The organism is Lentzea xerophila (assembly GCF_051094245.1).
GTDB classification, from domain to species: Bacteria; Actinomycetota; Actinomycetes; order Mycobacteriales; family Pseudonocardiaceae; genus Lentzea; species Lentzea xerophila.
In genome coordinates this window covers 7,236,181-7,254,856 of the sequence record NZ_CP194934.1, presented here as the reverse complement: position 1 = coordinate 7,254,856, position 18,676 = coordinate 7,236,181, and the positions used below count along the sequence as shown (strand labels likewise).

The 18,676-nt window shown below is 65.9% G+C and carries 18 protein-coding genes; 11 read left to right on the top strand and 7 right to left on the bottom strand.

All coding sequences use genetic code 11. The features are described from left to right. Positions 1-49: 49 nt before the first annotated feature. On the top strand, positions 50-2,254 hold the full coding sequence (locus ACRSBM_RS34610) for an ATP-binding protein (protein ID WP_434450201.1): 2,205 nt from the start codon (positions 50-52) through the stop codon (positions 2,252-2,254). Between the two features lie 222 nt (positions 2,255-2,476). On the opposite strand, the gene ACRSBM_RS34605 is transcribed toward ACRSBM_RS34610, so the two are convergent. Next, on the bottom strand, positions 2,477-2,911 hold the full coding sequence (locus ACRSBM_RS34605; RefSeq protein ID WP_434450199.1) for a DUF6355 family natural product biosynthesis protein: 435 nt from the start codon (positions 2,909-2,911) through the stop codon (positions 2,477-2,479). 450 nt (positions 2,912-3,361) lie between these two features. On the opposite strand from ACRSBM_RS34605, the gene ACRSBM_RS34600 reads away from it, so the two are divergent. Next, positions 3,362-3,583, top strand: coding sequence for a hypothetical protein (locus ACRSBM_RS34600; RefSeq protein ID WP_434450197.1), 222 nt, complete (start codon positions 3,362-3,364; stop codon positions 3,581-3,583). Positions 3,584-3,588: 5 nt separating this feature from the next. Here ACRSBM_RS34600 and ACRSBM_RS34595 read toward each other — a convergent pair whose 3' ends face one another. The 6 genes from ACRSBM_RS34595 to ACRSBM_RS34570 all read right to left on the bottom strand — a co-directional run bounded on the left by ACRSBM_RS34595 (position 3,589) and on the right by ACRSBM_RS34570 (position 10,710). After that, positions 3,589-4,878 carry a NucA/NucB deoxyribonuclease domain-containing protein gene (locus ACRSBM_RS34595; RefSeq protein WP_434450195.1) on the bottom strand — a complete coding sequence of 430 codons (1,290 nt, stop codon included), beginning with the start codon at positions 4,876-4,878 and terminating at the stop codon, positions 3,589-3,591. Between the two features lie 865 nt (positions 4,879-5,743). Next, positions 5,744-5,962, bottom strand: a complete 219-nt coding sequence (locus ACRSBM_RS34590; RefSeq protein WP_434450193.1) for a hypothetical protein — start codon at positions 5,960-5,962, stop codon at positions 5,744-5,746. A 216-nt stretch (positions 5,963-6,178) separates the two neighbouring features. After that, complete coding sequence (locus ACRSBM_RS34585; protein WP_434450191.1) at positions 6,179-6,703, bottom strand: Imm1 family immunity protein; 525 nt, start codon at positions 6,701-6,703, stop codon at positions 6,179-6,181. Then, entirely contained in the window at positions 6,700-7,443 is a 744-nt protein-coding gene (locus ACRSBM_RS34580; RefSeq protein WP_434450189.1) for a DddA-like double-stranded DNA deaminase toxin, read from the bottom strand. Before ACRSBM_RS34580 ends, ACRSBM_RS34585 begins: the two co-directional genes overlap by 4 nt. Before the next feature lie 398 nt (positions 7,444-7,841). Continuing rightward, the gene (locus ACRSBM_RS34575; RefSeq protein WP_434450187.1) at positions 7,842-8,213 is read right to left on the bottom strand and encodes a DUF6355 family natural product biosynthesis protein; all 372 of its coding nucleotides are present in this window, start codon (positions 8,211-8,213) and stop codon (positions 7,842-7,844) included. A gap of 298 nt (positions 8,214-8,511) precedes the next feature. Next, entirely contained in the window at positions 8,512-10,710 is a 2,199-nt protein-coding gene (locus tag ACRSBM_RS34570; RefSeq protein WP_434450185.1) for a helix-turn-helix domain-containing protein, read from the bottom strand. Between the two features lie 322 nt (positions 10,711-11,032). Between ACRSBM_RS34570 and ACRSBM_RS34565 the strand changes: the two genes are divergently transcribed. The 9 genes from ACRSBM_RS34565 to ACRSBM_RS34525 all read left to right on the top strand — a co-directional run bounded on the left by ACRSBM_RS34565 (position 11,033) and on the right by ACRSBM_RS34525 (position 18,582). Further along, positions 11,033-11,692, top strand: a complete 660-nt coding sequence (locus ACRSBM_RS34565; protein ID WP_434450183.1) for a prepilin peptidase — start codon at positions 11,033-11,035, stop codon at positions 11,690-11,692. A gap of 370 nt (positions 11,693-12,062) precedes the next feature. Beyond that, the gene (locus tag ACRSBM_RS34560; protein ID WP_434450181.1) at positions 12,063-12,497 is read left to right on the top strand and encodes a hypothetical protein; all 435 of its coding nucleotides are present in this window, start codon (positions 12,063-12,065) and stop codon (positions 12,495-12,497) included. Continuing rightward, the gene (locus ACRSBM_RS34555; RefSeq protein ID WP_434450180.1) at positions 12,485-13,351 is read left to right on the top strand and encodes a hypothetical protein; all 867 of its coding nucleotides are present in this window, start codon (positions 12,485-12,487) and stop codon (positions 13,349-13,351) included. The genes ACRSBM_RS34560 and ACRSBM_RS34555 overlap by 13 nt, the downstream gene beginning before the upstream one ends. A 116-nt stretch (positions 13,352-13,467) precedes the next feature. Further along, positions 13,468-14,178, top strand: coding sequence for an SAF domain-containing protein (locus tag ACRSBM_RS34550; protein ID WP_434450178.1), 711 nt, complete (start codon positions 13,468-13,470; stop codon positions 14,176-14,178). Further along, the gene (locus ACRSBM_RS34545) at positions 14,178-15,044 is read left to right on the top strand and encodes a chromosome partitioning protein (protein WP_434450176.1); all 867 of its coding nucleotides are present in this window, start codon (positions 14,178-14,180) and stop codon (positions 15,042-15,044) included. The genes ACRSBM_RS34550 and ACRSBM_RS34545 overlap by 1 nt, the downstream gene beginning before the upstream one ends. Further along, positions 15,041-16,528, top strand: a complete 1,488-nt coding sequence (locus tag ACRSBM_RS34540) for a CpaF family protein (RefSeq protein ID WP_434450174.1) — start codon at positions 15,041-15,043, stop codon at positions 16,526-16,528. Before ACRSBM_RS34545 ends, ACRSBM_RS34540 begins: the two co-directional genes overlap by 4 nt. Further along, on the top strand, positions 16,516-17,442 hold the full coding sequence (locus ACRSBM_RS34535; protein WP_434450173.1) for a type II secretion system F family protein: 927 nt from the start codon (positions 16,516-16,518) through the stop codon (positions 17,440-17,442). The genes ACRSBM_RS34540 and ACRSBM_RS34535 overlap by 13 nt, the downstream gene beginning before the upstream one ends. Positions 17,443-17,452: 10 nt before the next feature. Continuing rightward, positions 17,453-18,346, top strand: coding sequence for a type II secretion system F family protein (locus tag ACRSBM_RS34530; RefSeq protein ID WP_434453346.1), 894 nt, complete (start codon positions 17,453-17,455; stop codon positions 18,344-18,346). Positions 18,347-18,393: 47 nt separating this feature from the next. Next, positions 18,394-18,582, top strand: a complete 189-nt coding sequence (locus tag ACRSBM_RS34525) for a hypothetical protein (protein ID WP_434450171.1) — start codon at positions 18,394-18,396, stop codon at positions 18,580-18,582. The last annotated feature ends 94 nt before the right edge of the window (positions 18,583-18,676 follow it).

The following is an 18,676-nucleotide window of genomic DNA, read 5'->3' as shown; positions in this document are numbered from 1 at the left end:
CACCTCCTTGTGACGCACTTCGGGGTTCCGCCGGGGGAGGAGCGTCTCGATGAGCGGAAGCCGGCACGCGAATCCACAGACGTTCGGGCAGGAACTGCGCACGCTTCGCGCGGAGCAGCAGAAGTCCTTGGCAGCGCTCAGCGCGGACTCGAACGTGAGCAGGAGCTATCTCGGCAACCTGGAGCATGACCGAAGCGTGCCGGGACCGGAGATCGCCGCCGCGATCGATGCCGCCTTGGGCGCAGGCGGTCGGCTCATCGAACTGGCCGCACCCAAGCTACGCACTCGACCAGCACGAGATCGCGTGCGTCCAGACCAGCTGCCCGTGGCGATCCGCGGATTCACCCCTCGAACCGAGCTGATCAAAGAAGCGGAGGAGGCGCTGGCGGCGCACGCGGGGGTGATCGCATTCGACGGTCCGGCGGGTGTCGGTAAGACTGCGTTCGCGGTGACCTGGGCGCACTCGATCGCCGACGCCTTCCCCGACGGTGTCCTGTTCGCTGACCTGCGAGGCTATGCAGCCGACCCGCCCGACGCCCCGGCCTTCGTCCTCGGCGGATTCCTGCGCTCGCTGGGTATCGCGCCGTCGGACATACCGAGCGACCTGGCAGAACGCGCCGCGCTGTACCGAACCCTTCTCGCGGGCACCCGAACGCTGGTGGTGCTGGACAACGCCGTTGACGACGAACAGGTCAGGCAGCTTCTGCCGGGTTCAGCGTCGTGCTTGGCGGTGATCACGAGCCGCAACCGCTTGTCCGGTGTGGTGGTGCGAGAAGGCGCCGTGCGCATCACCGTGCACCCCATGACCGCCGACGAAGCGCATGAACTTCTCCGGTCGGTTGTCGGGCCCCGCATCGACACCGACCTCGACGCGGCACAGGTGATCGCGGATCGGGCCGGACGGCTTCCCCTCGCGCTCCGGATCGCAGCGGAACGGGCAAGCCGCTGGCTCAACACACCCCTGCGGGCACTCGCCGACGAGCTTGCTCGACGCCAGCCACTGGACGTGTTCGCGGTCAACGACACTCTTGCCGTGCGGACCGTCCTGTCTTACTCGCACGACGCGTTGCCCCCGAAGATGTCCAACACCTTCCGGTTGCTGGGCCTGCATCCAGGCGGACCGGTTCGAATCGAAGCCGCAGCGGCCCTCATGGACCAGCCACCCTCCCAAGCACTGGGCCACCTGTCCGCGCTGGCCAGCATCCACCTGCTCGACCAGACCACAGAGGACAGGTTCGTGATGCACGACCTTGTCCACTCCTACGCTCTCGAACTCGCGCGGGAACACAACTCGCACCAGGACAACGCCGCAGCCCTGGAGCGACTGGTCCGCTCCTATCTGACCACCGGTGCCGCTGCCACCCGGATTCTCTGGCCATCGCGTCCGCGAAGCGGGCCCAGCTTGCCCAAGAACGACCTGACAACGCTGGTGTTCCACGGTCCGGCGCAGGCGCTCAACTGGTTCGAGGACGAGCTGCGTCTTCTGGCTCAGCTGGTGCGCTGCGGAGCCCGGTGGAACGTCACCTCTGTCGCCTACCTGCCGGTAGTGATCAGCGAGATGCTGTGTCATCGGCGTGCATGGCCCTGGTGGATGCCCGCGCTCCGGGATGCCCTCGTGATGGCCCGCCAAGGTAAACACCGAGACGCCGAAGCCTGGATCTTGGAAACGCTGGGCGAGGTGAGCATCGACGCCGGCGACGCCGTGGCGTCGACCGACCTCTATCGGGAGGCGATGACCCTCCGCACCGAGCTGGGTGACCGCAGCGGGCTCGCTATCGGGCACGTGGGGCTCGGCAAGGCATTCCTCAAGGCTGGCGACTACGACGCTGCGATCGCTCACTGCGAAAACGCGCGGATGATCAGCGTCGAAGTCGACGACATGTGGCAGTACTCGGTGGCGACCGCACATCTCGCTATGGCGCGCGCTGCTCTCGGAATGGTTGACGAGGCACGTGATCTGCTCAGCGCGACGCGAACAGCGTTGTACGACGCCGGGGATTTCCTGTCGTCAGGCCGCGTGGCGATGCTGCAGGCAGGACTCGCTGAGACGGCCGGTGAACAGGTTTCGGCCGTTCGGTGCCTGGACGATGCGCTGAGGATCTTCGGCCGGGTCGGCGACGTGTGGAGTCAGGCACACATCTACAGCCGCCTCGGTGACCTGCACGCGCAACGCGGAGATCGTCGAGCCGCGCGTCGCGCACGGTCGACAGCCGCCGAGTTGCTTACCGGCAACATCGAGCCCGTCGCCAAGTGACTGCGTGAGAAGATGATCAGCAGCTTGAAAGAGCAGTGCTAGGGGAACTTTTCGCTCAGCGCCGCTACTCGCGGCGATGGCGGCAGAGGTAACGCGACAGTGTCAGCCGCGATCTACATTTGATCAACAAGCAACGGTGCAGATAGAAGATTGTTTCCTGCCAGGGCTTTTGGCAGAGAACAGGCGCGCCGCGCACTGGGTGCGCCGCGCGCCTGTCTGGTCTCACGCTCGTGGTTGACCGGTCGAGCACGTCTGGTTGCCGGGCGGGCCGCTGAGGTTCGGTCGCGTGGAGACGTAGTAGGCGTTGACGACCTTGTGTGGTCCGTCTTTGAAGAAGGGGCGGCTGCCCCAGGGCGGGAGGCAGGATGTGAAGGTGTTTCCTGTGCTCCAGTGGGCCTTGATGAGGATGAAGCTGTCGCCGCAGTGGACGTAGCCGCCGGTCTGTTCGCCTTGCGGCAGGTTGAAGGAGTAGAAGCCGCAGGGCCGAGGAAAGATCGTCGATGCGGCGTTGCTGGGGTGTCGATCATGCCGATGGCTGTCGCGGCGAGAAGCATGCCCACTGCGGTCAAGGCGCGGCCGGTATTCGCGTTCACGGGCTCTCCATGGGTTGAAGTGGTTGGTGCACTTCAGTTTTGAGAGTCCACAGTGAACAGACAAGATGTATCTTGTATCGCCGCGAATAGAAGACAGAAGATAGGAAACTCTGATGCGCCGGTCAACTCATGCGGGCATGGAAGGAGCCAATGGGAAGCGTTGGTGATCGTACGCCAGGCTCGCTGATACAACCTTCTCTGAGGTTGATCGAGGCTTGAGGGGACCCTACGGGTTGTCTGGCCAGACGCTCAGGCGCCACGATTCAACTTGTCCCTCTGAGTCGGCGTCGAACCCGTCACCGAGGCGAGTCGCGCGCACGCGATAGCGGCCTGGACCCTGAAGCTCTAGCGTGCGGTCACTGGGCGATCCTGTCAGTGTTGCTAGCTTGACGCGGCCCGAGTCGCTGGTGAACACGCCTTCGAACTGCGACTGGCCTGGTGAAACCACTTCGGCCTCCGGGGTCCCTGACCAAAGCTCAAGTTTTACCAACGCCTCAAGTGATCGGTCGGCTGCATGGAAGACAGCGCCACCGACGCCAGCGTGTCCGACCCAGCGGGGTTCGTCCGGCAGTCCGAGGTCGATCAGCCGAGCATCTCCGAAGTGATCGAACAGGATAAACTGGGAGTACTCAACGAGAAGCCTGGCATGAACCGACTTGAGTACGCTGACCACGTCAAGGCCTCCTCATGTGCGGATGTGGGTGCGCCGGCCATCGCGGTCGACGCACCCACCTGACGGTATCAATCCTTGATCAGCACGTAGAACCGATCTTCCTCAAGGATATGGTCGTCAGCCATCCAATGCCCAAGAAGGCTGCCAGCAAGCTGGTTGTGCTTCTCGTGCACCGGCCGCACTGCATAGCTGCGGGAGGTGTTGTCATTGATCGTCTTCTGAACACCCTGATGGGTTACAGCGAACGGGTACTCGTCGCAGTCGTTCTTTACTTCCGGCTCATTCGGATCGTTGCGATCCGGATATTTGTCGGTGAAGTACTTCACGCACTCCTCGATCGCTGCCGCGCGATTCGTTCGACGAGCGACATCGTCGTAGAACAGTCGGTCCAGCGGATACGGAGTGCCGAACTTGCCGGGAATCCAAGTGTCTGGCTTGCCTGGCTTCGTCTTACCGATGTCGTCGAAAGCATCACGAATGAGCTGGGCTGACTCCGCAACGGTAGGGTCCGATACGGACAGCTCTTGGAAGATTCCGGCTTGTTGATGGAATACGCAGTCACTGCCACGTGCGTATCCAGTGCCGACCACTGTGCGCGCGAAATCACAACGCAGGGTCAGATCAGGTAGTTTGTAGAACTGCTCGCCGCCGACGGCAGGCACGTAGTAGTACGGCACGAACGCGTAGAACCGACGTTCCTCGGCCGGAGAAGGGTCGTCAGGCAGCGTGCTGCCGCCTGTCGGAAACGGGATGATCTGCGACCGCTCGGGCGTAGTCGCCCAGCCAGCGTCGGTGTCGGTGAAGCTGATGGTGTCGGGGTTGCATTCAGGTCCTGAAGGATCGACGTCCCAGCAAGCGGTTCCGAACGTCCATGGTTTTCCGACAGGTGCTTTGCCAGATCTCCACCAGTTGCCGAACCATACTCGTACGGCAGCTGAACGAGCGTTCTCGGTCATGGAGACGATGAAGACGGTGTCAACCTGCACTGCGCCGACCTTGAGGCCACCCTCAAAGACCTCGGCGACGAGCGTGCGTCCATGGCAAGCATTGAACCTGTTTTTAAACCAGTAGTCGGGAGCCTTGCCCGGTTCCTGACTGCGAAAGAAATCGACACACTCCTCTACTCGCATGCGATCGAGCACCGGGCTGGAGCTGTTTTTCAGAGTCGGCCCCGCAGGCCGCGGCGTCGGTGGGAACGCGAACTTGCCTGGACGGTGGATCTCCTCTACCTCGGCAGCGGAATATGACTTTCGTTTTGGTAGCCCGTCGATGGTGTCGGCAGCACGTGTCGGACGCTTCAAGGCCGGCTTACCGATGCTGCTGGCGAGTTCCGCCGGATCGGAGGTTCCTAGCTGCACGGACCTGAACTCTGTCGCGGTCCCGCTCGCCCCTTCGGAAGCGGTAGCACTGCTTCCCTGGCCGACCACTACCAGAATGGAACATAAAAAGACAGCGGGCAAAAGCCTGCTTCTATGCATGTGGCGCACGACTCCCCGATCGCATCAGCCTTCGATGAGGGCAGTAAGAAGCGCGGTAATGAAGATGCCATCCAATGCGGCGACGTCCTGCACTGACCGACAAACCCCCACTGATCCCCCGCTGGCATGACCAGCCGAACCGAACCTAAGGGACGGCCAGGCGCCGGTCGCCCATTCAATACATAAATCACCCGTGTAGCCGAGTGGCGGCCTGGTTGCTGCTACGCCGAGTGGGTGCGCCTACCGCATTTCGGACGATAGCTGAGGGATGCCTATGTCACACGCATTGACTTTTCACCTCGACTGGCTGCCCGCCGGCGGCGGGCGCAACGCTTACGATTGAGCAGGGAGGACGATCGACATGACATCGTGGCTGCGCGGCAATGCAAGGCTTGCGGCAGGATCTCTCGTGCTCGTGGTCTGCCTGATCGGCGCGGTCTCATGGTGGCTGTACGGCGGGCAAGACAAGGCGGCCAGCCCAACTGTTGGCAGCAGCTCGACATCGTGCCTGGCCGCTCGTGACGACCACGACGACTACTGCAAGCGAGTTGCGGCCGACGCTATACGGCGAACGCCTCTTTCCTCCGACCAGCGCGCTGCCGCTGAACGGGCGTACAACTCTGTCCAGCGCGCGATTTCACGCGGTAACCGCTGTAGCGGTCTGGGCGCCGGCGAGTGTGTGACGGCAAGCAAGCACCCACCCACTGTTGCGGATGCCGATCTCCATCGCGAAAGCCTTGAGCGATCAGGCTTCGTGAACAGCGTGGTGCGCGTAGCTCGCCCTGACGATCCCGCTCCTCAGGGTGCGTTGCTGTACGGCGTCCCAGTCGCTGACCGAGCCTGTGTAGTGGGCTACATCAAAATGCTTCCGGGCGGTGAGGGCGGTGGCTTCCTGGGCGGACTCCTGCCCAGTGGGGTTTGCCTCGACGTTTAGCTGAAGCTCCTCGTTGAGGCTGTTGATCACCTGCTGGTGAAGTTGGTGGCGTTGGGTTCGGTGTTGCCGTTGAGGAGTTCTGCGGCGGCGGACCATGCTTGTCGACGCCTGCGGCCCCCACGACGCCACCACCCGCAGTGTCCGCATCATGCTCACCCGAACCGGGAAGGAGGAATGGCACGATCCGCGAACGGCTTTACAGCGTCGCCTACACCGTTTGCGTACTGATCAGCGCACTCTGACCGCTCAGACGATGGCCGTCTGCTGCCAGTCGACGCACGTGGGCCGCTGGCCAGTCTCCTGAAACTCCAGAAGTGCTTGCAGAACAAGGGAGATCGGGAGAGTCGCGTCACGCGGGAACTCTGCTCCCGTGGCCTTGTCGATGTAGAGCGCCGGAGCGTCCTCGATTGGCTCAGCAGCTCGCGTCACCCACGCGCCGGACTTCACCTCAACGACCGTCGTGCGCTCGGAGGCGGGATCAGTGAGGACGAAGTCGGGAGCCTTCTCCGTCATGTCGACCGCTGGTCCCGGCCCCATGTAGAGCAACGCCCCGACGGGTGCATGATGCGAGACGTCGAGCTTGAAAAGGCGATCGGGCCGGTTACGGCGTCCGATAGTTGGCAGCCCCTGACCCGCGATTTGCGCCGGGTGAGGCTGTTCATGCGTCAGCAGGTACGTCAGGAGCGCCTCGAGTTCGGACTCTGTACGAACCGGCTCCGGCTTTGACCGGTTGGTGTCGTGGTGGTACCAGACGTCCAGCGTGTACGTCACTCTGCATCCCTTCCGTGAAACACCCGCGAACCTACCGGATCGTGCACGACCAGTTCCTGACCTGGCAGTAGAACGTCCTCGAGTAGTTCCTCGCAGCCCATCGGGCCGCCACAAACGTCCCTGTTGATCACAACCTCGACGCGCCGCGCGCCGCCTTGGCGCATGCGCCAGGCGAGCTTCATCTCTACGTGCATCGACACGGTCGCAAGTGCCCCGTCCGGCACGAACACGAGATCCTCCTCGATGAGGAATCTGTTGATCCGCTCGTGCTCGCCGTTTGCCTCGCTGCCGCTCTGCACGATGTCGGAGTGTCCGTCCTGGTCGACGTAGATACCGCTCGTGATGTACCGGGGAAGGTTTGGGCGTTGCTGTTCAGCCCATGACGGCTCAGGCTTTGTCTCTGCAGTCTGGCTTGCGGCCGGCAGTGCTGACGCGCCCGCAGGGGACGCCTTCGGAACAGCACCTCCGGCGCCCATCAGCGCGGAAACAATGCCAGCGATTCCCTTCTGCGCAGCATCTAGCAGCCCCAGCAGCTCCGCAACCTCAGGCTTGACCTGGGCGAACTGCCCGATGGCTTGTTCAATTTCAGCCTCCAACGCGCTGGAGCCCTGACCAGCTGACCTGATGAGGTCGATAGCGTCTTCAGCGAGCTCCTCAGCCCGAATCAGTGGCGCCACGGCCTTCGCGGCGCTGTCGGCGGCGTTGCGCAGCACCGCTGCGACCTCTTCGAGTGTGGCCACCCGGCCCCTCCCCTCGAACCTCGGATCGATCTTCGCACGGGGTTCCGACAATCAGTCGAATCGCAGATCAGCCGGGTGTAGGTGACATCCGTGAGGGCCCCGCCCAGCCTGCATCTGGTCACCGTCCACGCCGCCTACCGGAGCCTGCCCGACGGCACTGTGCTCACGGCACCGACCTGGACGGCGCCAACGGTGAGCGCAACACCTATCCGCGCAACCGCGACCTGCGTAACATCCCCCGCCGTTTCACCAATCCGCGAGTGGCAAAGCGACGCGGCGGTACCTCGTCCTGGCAATCCCGATCACGGCCAAAGCCCGTTGCAGACGCCGAGGCTGTCCGAGCCCTATTTGTAAACGGATCGACGAACGCGCCGCGCTAGTGCGCGGCGCGTTCGTTCTCATGCTTGAGGTTGACCGGTCGAACACATCTGGTTGCCGGGCGGGCCGCTGAGGTTCGGTCGCGTGGAGACGTAGTAGGCGTTGACGACCTTGTGTGGTCCGTCTTTGAAGAAGGGGCGGCTGCCCCAGGGCGGGAGGCAGGATGTGAAGGTGTTTCCTGTGCTCCAGTGGGCCTTGATGAGGATGAAGCTGTCGCCGCAGTGGACGTAGCCGCCGGTCTGTTCGCCTTGCGGCAGGTTGAGGGAGTAGAAGCCGCAGGGCCGAGGGGCGATCGCCGATGCGGTGTTTGTGTTGGTGTCGATCATGCCGACTGCTGTTGCGGCGAGGAGCATGCCTGCCGCGGTGAGTGCACGGGTGGTGTTCGCGTTCACGGTAGTTGTCTCTCTTTCGTGAAGTGGTTGGTGCACTTCAGCCTTGAGAGTCCACAGTGAACAGACAAGGTGTCTTCTGTATCCCCGTGAACGAGAGACAGAAGACATGGGAGTGCAGGAGCTGGACAACTCCTGCCACGTGGCTTGACGAGGAGGTGAGGTGTGCAGACGCTGACTCTGAGCTGTGTGCAGCGGTGGGGAATCGGCGAGTATCGAGTCGGGCGGATCTGGTGACGTGGGTGCGTTGCCATCTGCGCGCTGCCGATGACGTCCGGGTACTTCTCTATGGGGCTACGGGCTAGAGCTCTTCATTGAGGCTGTTGATCACTTGCTGGCGCAGGTGGGTGGCGTTGGGCTCGGTGTTGCCGTTGAGGAGTTCCGCTGCGGCGGACCAGGCTTTGTGGGCGGTGCGTTGGTTGCCGCGGTCGGCTTGAAGGTCGCCGATCCGGCTCTGGATGTGGGCTTGACTCCAGGTGTCTCCGACTTCCCTGAACGTTCTCAGGGCGTCGTCGAGATGCCTCAGGGCGAGCGTGTGATCGCCGATCGACTCAGCGAGCCCCGCGAGCAGGTTGGACGCGCAGGCTGAGGAGACGAGGTCCTCGGTGTCGTCGAGGGTTTGCCGGACGACGGTGAGCAGGTCGCGTGCTTCGGTGACGTCGCCGAGAGCGGCGCGGGTCATGGCGAGGTGTGCGGTCGCCACGGCGTGCTCCCACAGGTCGCCGGCGCCGATGCTGATCTGGCGTGCGGTCTCGCAGTGGGTGGCGGCGCTGTCGTAGTCGCCGAGCTGGCAGTACGCCCGCCCGAGGCCGACGTGGCCGATGGCGATGCCGCTGTAGTCGTCGAGCTCAGCACGGATCTTCATCGCTTGTCGATATAGCCCCAGCGACGATGCAGCCTGTCCCGCATCGATGCCGGCGTCCGCGAGTGTCTCGAGCAGCCATGCTTCGGCGTCACGGTGACGTCCTTGGCGTGCCGCCGTGAGGGCATCCCGCACCGCGGGGACCCACCATGACCAAGCCCTGCGGTGGAAGATCATCTCGTTGATCACTACCGGCATGTACGCGACAGTGGTGATGTTCCACTGCGCGCCGCAGTGCACCAGCCGGACCAGCAACTGCAGCTCGTCCTCGAACCAGCGGAAGGCATCCGAGCGGTGCCGGAATGTCAACGTTGTCATGTTGTGGTTCGGCAGGTTGATCGGGCGTCGAGGGCGGGAGGGCCAGAGCAGTTGTGTCGCTGCGGCCCCGGTCCGTAGGTAGGTGTCGATGAGCCGTTCGAGCGCGGCGGTGTTGATCTCGTGCGGGTGGTGTTCGAGGGCGAGTTCCTTGGCGTAGGAGTGGACGAGGTCGTGCATCACGAACTGGTCCTGAGGGGTGAGCTCCACCAAGTGCACGCTGGCCAGGGCTGACAGGTGACCGAGCGCGTATTCCGGTGAGAGCTCGGTCAGCGCTGCGGCCGCTTCGATGCGGATCGGGCCGCCAGGGTGCAGGCCCAGTAGCCGGAACGTGGCTGCCATGTGTGCGGGCAGCGCGTCGTGGGAGTAGGACAGGACGGTCCGCACGGCCGAGTCGTCGACAGTGAGCACATCGAGCGGCTGGCGCCGGGCGAGTTCGTCCGCCAGCGCCCGTAGTGGCTTGTTCGGCCACACGCTCGCGCGTTCCGCGGCGATGCGCAGGGCAAGCGGAAGTCGCCCGGCCCGCTCCGCGATGACCTGTGCCGCGGCAGGGTCGGCGTCGAGACGCGGCCCGACCACTGAGCGCAGAAGCTCGTGGGCCTCGTCGGCGGTCATGGGATGCACGGTGATGCGGACCGCGCCCTCGCGCACGACGGCACTGGACAGGCGGCTGCGGCTGGTGATCAGGGCGAGCGACGTGGGAGAGCCTGGCAGCAGCGGGCGGACCTGTTCGGCGTCTGAGGCGTTGTCCAGCACCACGAGAGTGCGGGTGCCTTCCAGGAGGGTGCGGAACAGGGCCGCCCGTCCGTCGAGATCGCTCGGGATTTCCGAAGGCGTGGCGCCGAGCGCGAGCAGGAAGGCGCCGAGTACCACCGCCGGATCCGCCCGTGGGTCGGCCGCGTAGCCACGGAGATCGGTGAACAACACCCCGTCCGGGAAGTATGCGGAGATCTCGTGCGCCCAGGTGACCGCGAACGCGGTCTTGCCCACGCCGGCCGGACCGTCCAGCGCGATGGCGCCATGATGCACACTCAAGGCGGCCTGTGCTCGTTCAAGCACGTCGTGCCGGGGTACGAAACCCCGCACTCCTGCGGGCAGTTGTGCCGGGCGCGGGCGATCGCGTGTTGTTCGCGAGCGGGGGACAGGCAAGGCCAGCTTCGCCAGCTGACCGTTGGCGCCCAGCGCCCTGTCGATCGCCGCCGCAATCTCCGGGCTGGGCACGCTGCGGTCGTGTTCGAGATTGCTGAGATACCCCCGGCTCACGTTCGACTCTTCGCACAGTTTCGTCAGGGACTTGTCCTGTGCATCGCGCAGTGTGCGCATGCGCTGTCCGAACGTCTGCCCATTCGGCTGGGCCTGTCCACTCTGGAGCGATCCGGTCGTGTGGACGGGTGTCGTCTGCTGTCTCTTGTTCAACGGAATACAGCTCCCCCCTAGCGTCCCCCCTTGAACCTGCCGACACTGAAAGTGGTCAACCGAACACGAGCAGTAGGAACGGCAGGTCCAAGGAGGTAAGGTATGCACAGGACAAGTTGCCTCGTCATGTATTCCAAGCAACCAGGCGTGCGAAGCCACCCGGTCGAACGACAACTTTCGTTGATCATCCGAAACACATTCGGCTTTCACGATCTCGGCGGGAGGGGCGATGTCACTCTGGTTGACCTACGGCCTTCTCGGCGCCGTAGCCGGCCCCGTCGTGATTGCTCAAGGTGGTTCCGTAGTGCGGAGCGAACCGCTGTCGTGGTTTCACACCGCCAAGACGGAGTGGGCCGCGATGCTCGCGACCGGCGGGCTGCTGAGCGGCACGCTGGTACTCGTGGCTTGGCGACTACCTGCGGTAGCCGGTGCCGTCTCATGGCTGCTGATCATGGGCCTGCTGCTCAGCTTCATCGACTGGGCCTGTCATCGGCTTCCTCACACTCTCGTCGCGGTGCTGATGGCGGGCGGCCTGATCCAGTGTGGACTTACGGCATTCAGCCAACCCGGCAGCACTGGACGGCTGTTCCGCGGGACCGGGGCTACCGTGCTGGTCTTCGCGATCGCGCTGATGATCCTGTTGGCGACACCACACGGTTTCGGTGCTGGCGACGTCACCTTGTCGGCCACTGTCGCGTTCTTCCTCGGCTGGTTCAGCTGGTGGCATGTCGTCACCGGACCCGTCCTGGCGTTCACGCTGGGCGCGCTCGCGATCGGCATCCTGAGGGTGAGAAACCCCAGCGCACGCGGGCTCATGATTCCGTTCGGGCCCGCGCTGGTCTTCGCATCCGTCGGCGTGGTGGTTCTCACGGAGCACAAGCCCGCCTGATCTCTACGCCGTGTGGGGCGATCAGCCGACGCGATCGTGCATCCGGCGCCCACCACCTCAGGTCATGCGATCACGCCACGTCCGGCCTCGCGCCGGAGAGGCATCGATACCGAGTTCGTCGGCCGCTTGCTCCGCCCACCACAGACCCGCACCCGGATACCGCGTTTGCGCCGGGCGTGCCAGCCGAGGTGGACCCCGTCCCCTTCAAGGGTCCACCTCGGCACCACTCACTTTCCGGAGTCTGGAGGTCACTGTGAACGTCGCGCCGCGAATGGCGATCACGGCGAGTTCGCTGTTCCTGCTCGCAGCCTGCACCGCCCAGCCGTCTACTACGACGACGGAGCACACAACCGCTGTGGCGCCGTCCTCCGTGACCGACCCGGCGGAAGCCGCACGGAACGGAGCTGTGGCTGCCTACCGAAAGATGTGGAGCGCGTTCGTTACCGCTGCCAGCACCTCGAACTGGCAATCCCCCGCATTGGGGCAGCACTCCGTCGGCATCGCGCTGAACAAGCTCACCGAAGGCCTGCGACGCGACCGCGACCGAGGTGTCGTGACTAAAGGAGAGCCAACCCACGACATCAGCGTGTCCTCAATGGAGCCTTCCGCAGAGCCGAAGAAGGTCGTTGTGCGCGATTGCAGCGACTCGTCGAACGCACTGAAGTACCGCGTCGACAACGGTGAGCGCTCCGGCAGCACCCCAGGTGGCCGTCAACGGATCGACGCGATCGTCGAGCAGCAGGCGGACGGCACGTGGAAGGTCTCCGACTTCGGAGTTCACGAGGTGGGATCATGCGACGGATAGCGCTGCACGCCATCGCAGCTGCCGTTGCCATCGCGCTCGCAACAACAACGGCTGCCCATGCCGCACCCGCGCCCGACAGCATCTACGGAAACGTCGACTGCGCCCAATCCCCTTCAGCAGCATGCGACATCGCGGCGGGAACTCGCCCACACCAGCCGAATGTCAACGACCAGCACCTCACGGACACACACGGTCACAGCGATACCGCCGACAGCGAATTCGGCTGCCGGTACGTACCAGTGGAGCATCACCCGCCGGGCGAGCAGCCGCAGGAACCCGGTGGCTGGTACATGGTGTTGTGCTCACCTGACGGCAAGGATCCTGACTCACACGGTCCGGTGTGGATTGCCGCCGGCCAGACCACGCCGCCAGCATTGACTCCGCAGCAGGTCGCACAGATGGCGCGAGGGCGGCTGCAGCTGCCCGCTCCGACCATCACGGCCAGCCCATCCGGCACGCAGCTAGTGCATCTGCCGACGTGGCTATGGCTGTCCGGAGGATGGACGCCATCGTCCGCGACCGCGGCCGTGCCAGGGGTATCAGTCACTGCAGTCGCAACACCGATGACGGTGACCTGGTCGATGGGCGACGGCGGCACCGTGACCTGCGCCGGGCCAGGCACCCCGTTCAAGGCCGAAGCGGACCCGAAGTCGGCGTCACCGGACTGCGGGCACACCTACCGCCGTTCCTCAGCCCATGAGCCAGGCCAGACGTTCCGCGTCTCGGCAACCGTGCACTGGACAGTTACCTGGTCGGGCGCAGGCCAAAGCGGAACGTTCCCGAACCTCACCACCACCAACAGCGCGACCTTCCGCGTAGCCGAGTCACAGGCGCTGAACAACGGCCGCCGCTGACCCTCGCGACACCGCTCGACCGGCTTCACCTCGAACAGAACAGAACCTCCACCATCCGCTCGCCGACCACTCCTGGCGACGCGGCGCACTACACCCATGTCTCAAGGGGGCCTGGCATGAAGACCTTCGCGACTAACAACTCGGACACGCGCAGCCCATCCACATCGGACAGTGCCGTGTGGGCGAGCGCGACCAGTAAGCGTGACACCTCGCGCCTGCGCGGCCGCAGGCGAAGCCTTCCCTATCTGCTGCTCGGCGTGCTGCTCGTGTTCCTGTGCGCAGGGGCATTCCTGTGGATCTCGCTGGGCACCAATGATCGGCACCCGGTGCTGGCGCTGGCGCAGCCGGTCGCCGTCGGGCACGTGCTGACTGCGCAGGATCTGCGGCAGGTCACTGTCGCAGCCGATCCAGAGGTACGCGTCGTGCACGCCAGCCAGGCGGCCGACCTGATCGGCAAGACCATGGCGGTGAGCCTGTCCGCAGGGGCGTTGCTCTCGCCGGACTCGGTGGGCGCGGCGGCGGTTCCGGTTGCAGGGCAAGCGATCGCGTCCCTGGCATTGAAAGCCGGGCAGTTCCCGGCGGAGGTTACGACAGGGGCTCGGGTGTCGGTGGTGTACGTACCTGCCACCGCGGGAGGACCGGTCACGCCGTCGCCTGCGTCGGAGGCGGGCGCGGCGTGGCCGGGTGTGGTGACCTCGGTGGCAGCGTCGTCGACGGAGCAGGTCACGGTGGTGTCGGTGCAGCTGGCGGAAGCCGCGGCCCGGCAGGTCGCCGCGGTGCCGGTCGGTCAGCTGTCGCTGGTGTTGCTGGCGGGAGGTGGCCGGTGATGCTGGTCGCGATCGTGAGTGTCAAGGGCTCGCCGGGGGTGACGACCTTCTCGGTCGCCCTCGCGGCGCGCTGGCCGGCCCAGGATCGGGTCGTGCTGGTCGAGGCGGATCCGTCTGGAGGTGATGTCGCGACACGGTTCTGCTTGCCGCCCTCGCCTGGGTTGCTCAGCCTCGCCGCGGCGGCCCGCGGCACCACCGACCCAGGGCTGCTGTGGCAGCACACCCAGGCGCTGCCGGGCGGGCTTGCCGTCGTTACCGCACCACCCGACGCGGACTTGACCCGCGCAGCCTTGCTGGCCTTGGACTCGGACTCGCCGTCGAACACGAGTCTCGTGCGGGCCGCGGCGAACACGCCAGGCACGGCGGTGCTGGTGGACTGTGGCCGGGTCGATCCGGACTCCGCGGCGATGGGCATCGTGCGGCAGGCCGATGTCCTGGTCCTGTTGACCCGCGCTCACGCCGACGACCTCGCGCATCTGGCGCGCCGGCTGCCCGCGGTCGGCCGCTGGGCCCCGCAGCCGATGCTGTTGCTGGCCGGCGAGGGCTACTCACTCACGGACGTCGGCCGCGAGCTCGGTGTGTCGCCGCTGGGCCGCATTCCTCACGATCGACGAGGCGCGGCGGTCCTGTGCGGGCGTTCCTCCTCGAACTGGGGCCGCAGCGGTCCGTCGCGTTCCGCGCTGGGCAGGTTCGCGCACCGGGTTGCCGGGATGCTGGCGCCCGCATTCCCCAGCGCGCCGTCTTCCAGCACGTCCTGTGTGGAGCAATCTGCGGTCTGGGCGAACGGCCCACGATCCGCATCGAATCTGCCCGCGGTGAGCCCAATCCGGCAGAACCAGGGCTCATGGGGAGGAGTGACGTCATGACCTACACCACCAACGGCGCGCCCCAGTCCCTCCCGCCTCAGCGGCTCACGTCGTCGGGACCGGTCGGCATGTCGGTCAATGGGGGCGGAGCCTGGTTGGCACACGACGACTCCGTGGCTGCTCCGCTTGCGGGTCAGGTGGCCCAGGATGACCTGATCGCCGCCACGGGGCGGCTGCGGCAGCACCTACGCGACGCCCTGGCAGCCGACCTGGCGGGGTATGTGCACGGCCAGGAGTCACGTACCGGCACCGTGGTGACGCACGAGGCCCGCCGGGAGCTGGCGAGGTCGATCCTGATCGACGCGGCGCGGATCCACGCCGAGCGGGAGCTCACCGCCAACCGCCCGCTCGTGCCCACAGATCTTGAGCAGCTGGTCATGGTTGAGGTCCTCAACGAGCTGTTCGGCATGGCGGGCCTGCAGCCGCTGCTGGACGACCCGACGGTCGAGACGATCAACGCTAACCGCTTCGACCGCGTGTGCGTCCAGCACACCGATGGACGCCGCGAGCAGGTCGCGCCGATCGCCGCGTCGAATGACGAGCTCACCAACCTGGTCCGGTTGCTCGCGGCGCGCGCGTCCAGCCAGGAGCGGAGGTTCGATCAGGGCTCACCCGCGGTCAACCTTCAGCTTCCTGGTGGAGAGCGCCTGTTCGCGGTGATGGGCCTGACCGCGGACGGAGCGACGTCGTTGTCGATCCGCCGCCACGGCTACCTGACCGCGACCCTGCCGCAGCTGCGTGAGCGGGGCACGATCGACGCCGGTCTACGAGAGTTCCTGCGTGCGCTCGTGCGTGCCCGCAAGAACATTCTGATCACCGGCGGTGCTGCGGCCGGGAAGACCACCATGCTGCGGGCGCTGGCCTCGGAGATGGATCCGATGGAACGCATCATCACCATCGAGGACGCCTTCGAGCTCGGGCTGGAACGCAACCCCGACATCCACGCCGACGTGACCGCGTTGCAGTCCCGCGAGCCCAACGTCGAGGGCGAAGGCGCGATCTCACAGGCCGAGCTGGTGCGGTGGGGCCTGCGCATGTCGCCGGACCGGGTCATCGTCGGCGAGATCCGCGGGCCGGAAGTCATCCCGATGTGCAATGCGATGTCGCAGGGCAACGACGGATCGATGGCCACCCTGCACGCCTCTAGTTCACGCATCGCCTTCGTCCGCCTAGCCTCCTACGCCGCGCAAGGCGCCGAACGACTCTCGCTGGACGCCACCGCGCTGCTGGTCGCCAGCGCCGTGCACTTCGTCGTGCATCTCGCCCGCGCCGCGGATCGGACCACCCGTGTCGTGTCGTCCATCCGCGAGATCGTCGACGCCGACGGGCCCCTGGTCGTCTCGAACGAGGTCTACCGGCCCGGCTCGGACGGCCGTGCCCGGCCGGTGGCCGGCGCGCTGCGCACGGACACCGTCGACGAACTCGTCCACGAAGGGCTCGATCCCGTGGTGCTCGACCAGCCCGAGGGGTGGTGGCCGCGGTGAACCTCTCACTCGGTTCCACACCGGAGATCGCCACCCTGCTGGGCACGGGCACGGGCCTCGGCGTGCTCCTGATCGTCCTGGGCTGGCGCGGCGTAGAACCACACGGGCCGCGGCGAACGCAGCGACTGTGGCAAGTCAGCGACCGGCCGCCCCCGCGACGGGTCCTGATCCGGCTCGGGGCGGCGATCGCGGCAGGTGTTGCGGCAGGGCTGGCCACGGGATGGCTCGTCGGTGCGGGCCTGGCAGGGCTGGCTTGCTGGGCGCTGCCTCGCATTCTGCGCAAGGACCCGGAACAGGCCCACAGGATCGCGTGTGTCGAAGCGATCGCCACGTGGACGGAGATGCTGCGCGACACGTTGTCGGCCGCGTCCGGGCTGGAGCAGGCCATCCTCGCCACGGCGCCGCTGGCACCGGTGCCGATCCGCGGCCATGTCACCGAACTCGCGGCCCGCCTCGAGAACGGCGAACGCCTCGCGCCGTCACTGCGCCGCCTGGCCGACCAACTGGACGATCCGATCGGCGACTTGGTGATCGCGGCGTTGGTGAAGGCCGCCGAACAGCAGGCCCGCCGGCTCGGTGACCTGCTCGGTGCCCTCGCGCACACCGCACGCGAGCAGGTGTCGATGCGGTTGCGGGTCGAGGCCGGTCGCGCCCGCACCCGCACCTCGGTGCGGGTGATCGTCGGCACCACGCTCACGTTCGCGGTGGCCATGGTGCTGCTCAACCGCAGCTACCTGTCGGCCTTCGACTCCGCGACGGGGCAAGTGGTGCTGCTCGGCATCGGGCTGTTGTTCGCGGCCGGCTTCGCCTGGCTGCAAAGGATCTCGCACATCGCCGCACCAGCCCGGATGTTGTCGATCACCGACCCACGCTCCGTTCAGGAGACCGGCCCGGCAATCAATGGGCAGGTGTGACATGACGACCGTGATCACCACAGTGGTTCTGGGCAGTGGGCTCGGTGTCGGACTGTGGGCATTGGCGGTCTGGGCGGTTCCCCCGCGCCCACCGCTGCGCGTGGTCCTCGCGCGGATCACCGCCGCACCCGCACCCACGCCGATCCTGGTCAGTGACAACGCGGGCTGGGTGGCCCGGCTCGGCCGTCCTGCGGTCGCACCGCTACGGGCGTTGGGATTGCCCGGCGACCGGCTGCTCTGCGACCTGACGGTCATCGGACGACCAGTCGGTACGCACCTGGCGGAGAAGGCAGTCTTCGCCGTCACCGGCCTGCTGCTGCCCGCGCTGCTTCACCTGCTCTTGGCGGTGGCCGGGCTGCCGGTGGGAGTGCAGTCCTCGATCATCGCCGGGCCGTGCCTCGCTGTCGTCGGGTTCGTGCTACCCGATCTGCGGGCACGCTCACATGCAGCACGGCTGCGCATCGGCTTCCGGCACGCTCTGTCATCCTTTTTGGACCTGGTGTGGATCACCTTGGCTGGAGGAGCCGGGGTCGATAGCGCGCTGAACGACTCGGCCGCCATCGGTCGTGGCTGGGCGTTCGCTCACATCCAGCGCGCTCTGGGCACCGCGCGGCTGACGCGCACGACACCGTGGGCCGCGCTGCGTCAGCTCGGCGAGGAGATCGGCGTCACCGAGCTGGCCGAGCTGGCCGCGTCGGTCAGCCTCGCAGGCACCGAGGGCGCCAAGGTCCGCGCGAGCCTGGCCGCGAAAGCGACAGCGCTGCGCGCACGCCAGCTCACCGACGCCGAAGGCGAAGCCCAGTCCGCGACGGAACGAATGGCGCTGCCCGTCATGGCCCTGTTCCTCGGGTTCCTCGGCTTCATCACTTACCCCGCACTGACACAAGTGATCAACAACCTGTGAACCCGTTCAGGCGGGCAACTGCACTACACGACAAGGAGGAGATCTCGATGCGTGACTACTGCGATGCGGCGTGGGCGATGCTGCGAGCCCGAGTCGAGCTACTGCGCCGTGCCCCTGACGCGGGCTACGTGAGCGAGTGGGTGCTGGTGACCGCCCTCGTCATCAGCGCGGCGATCGTCGTCGTCGGAGTGGTCGTGGCGAAGGTGGCCGCCAAGGCCACAGGTATCGAGCTGTGAGAACGCGATGCCGACCACGACAACCCGACGACCAGACAGGCATGATGCCCGGAAGCTGCACGATCGGCGGCGTGACGACTGCTCACGGTCCTGG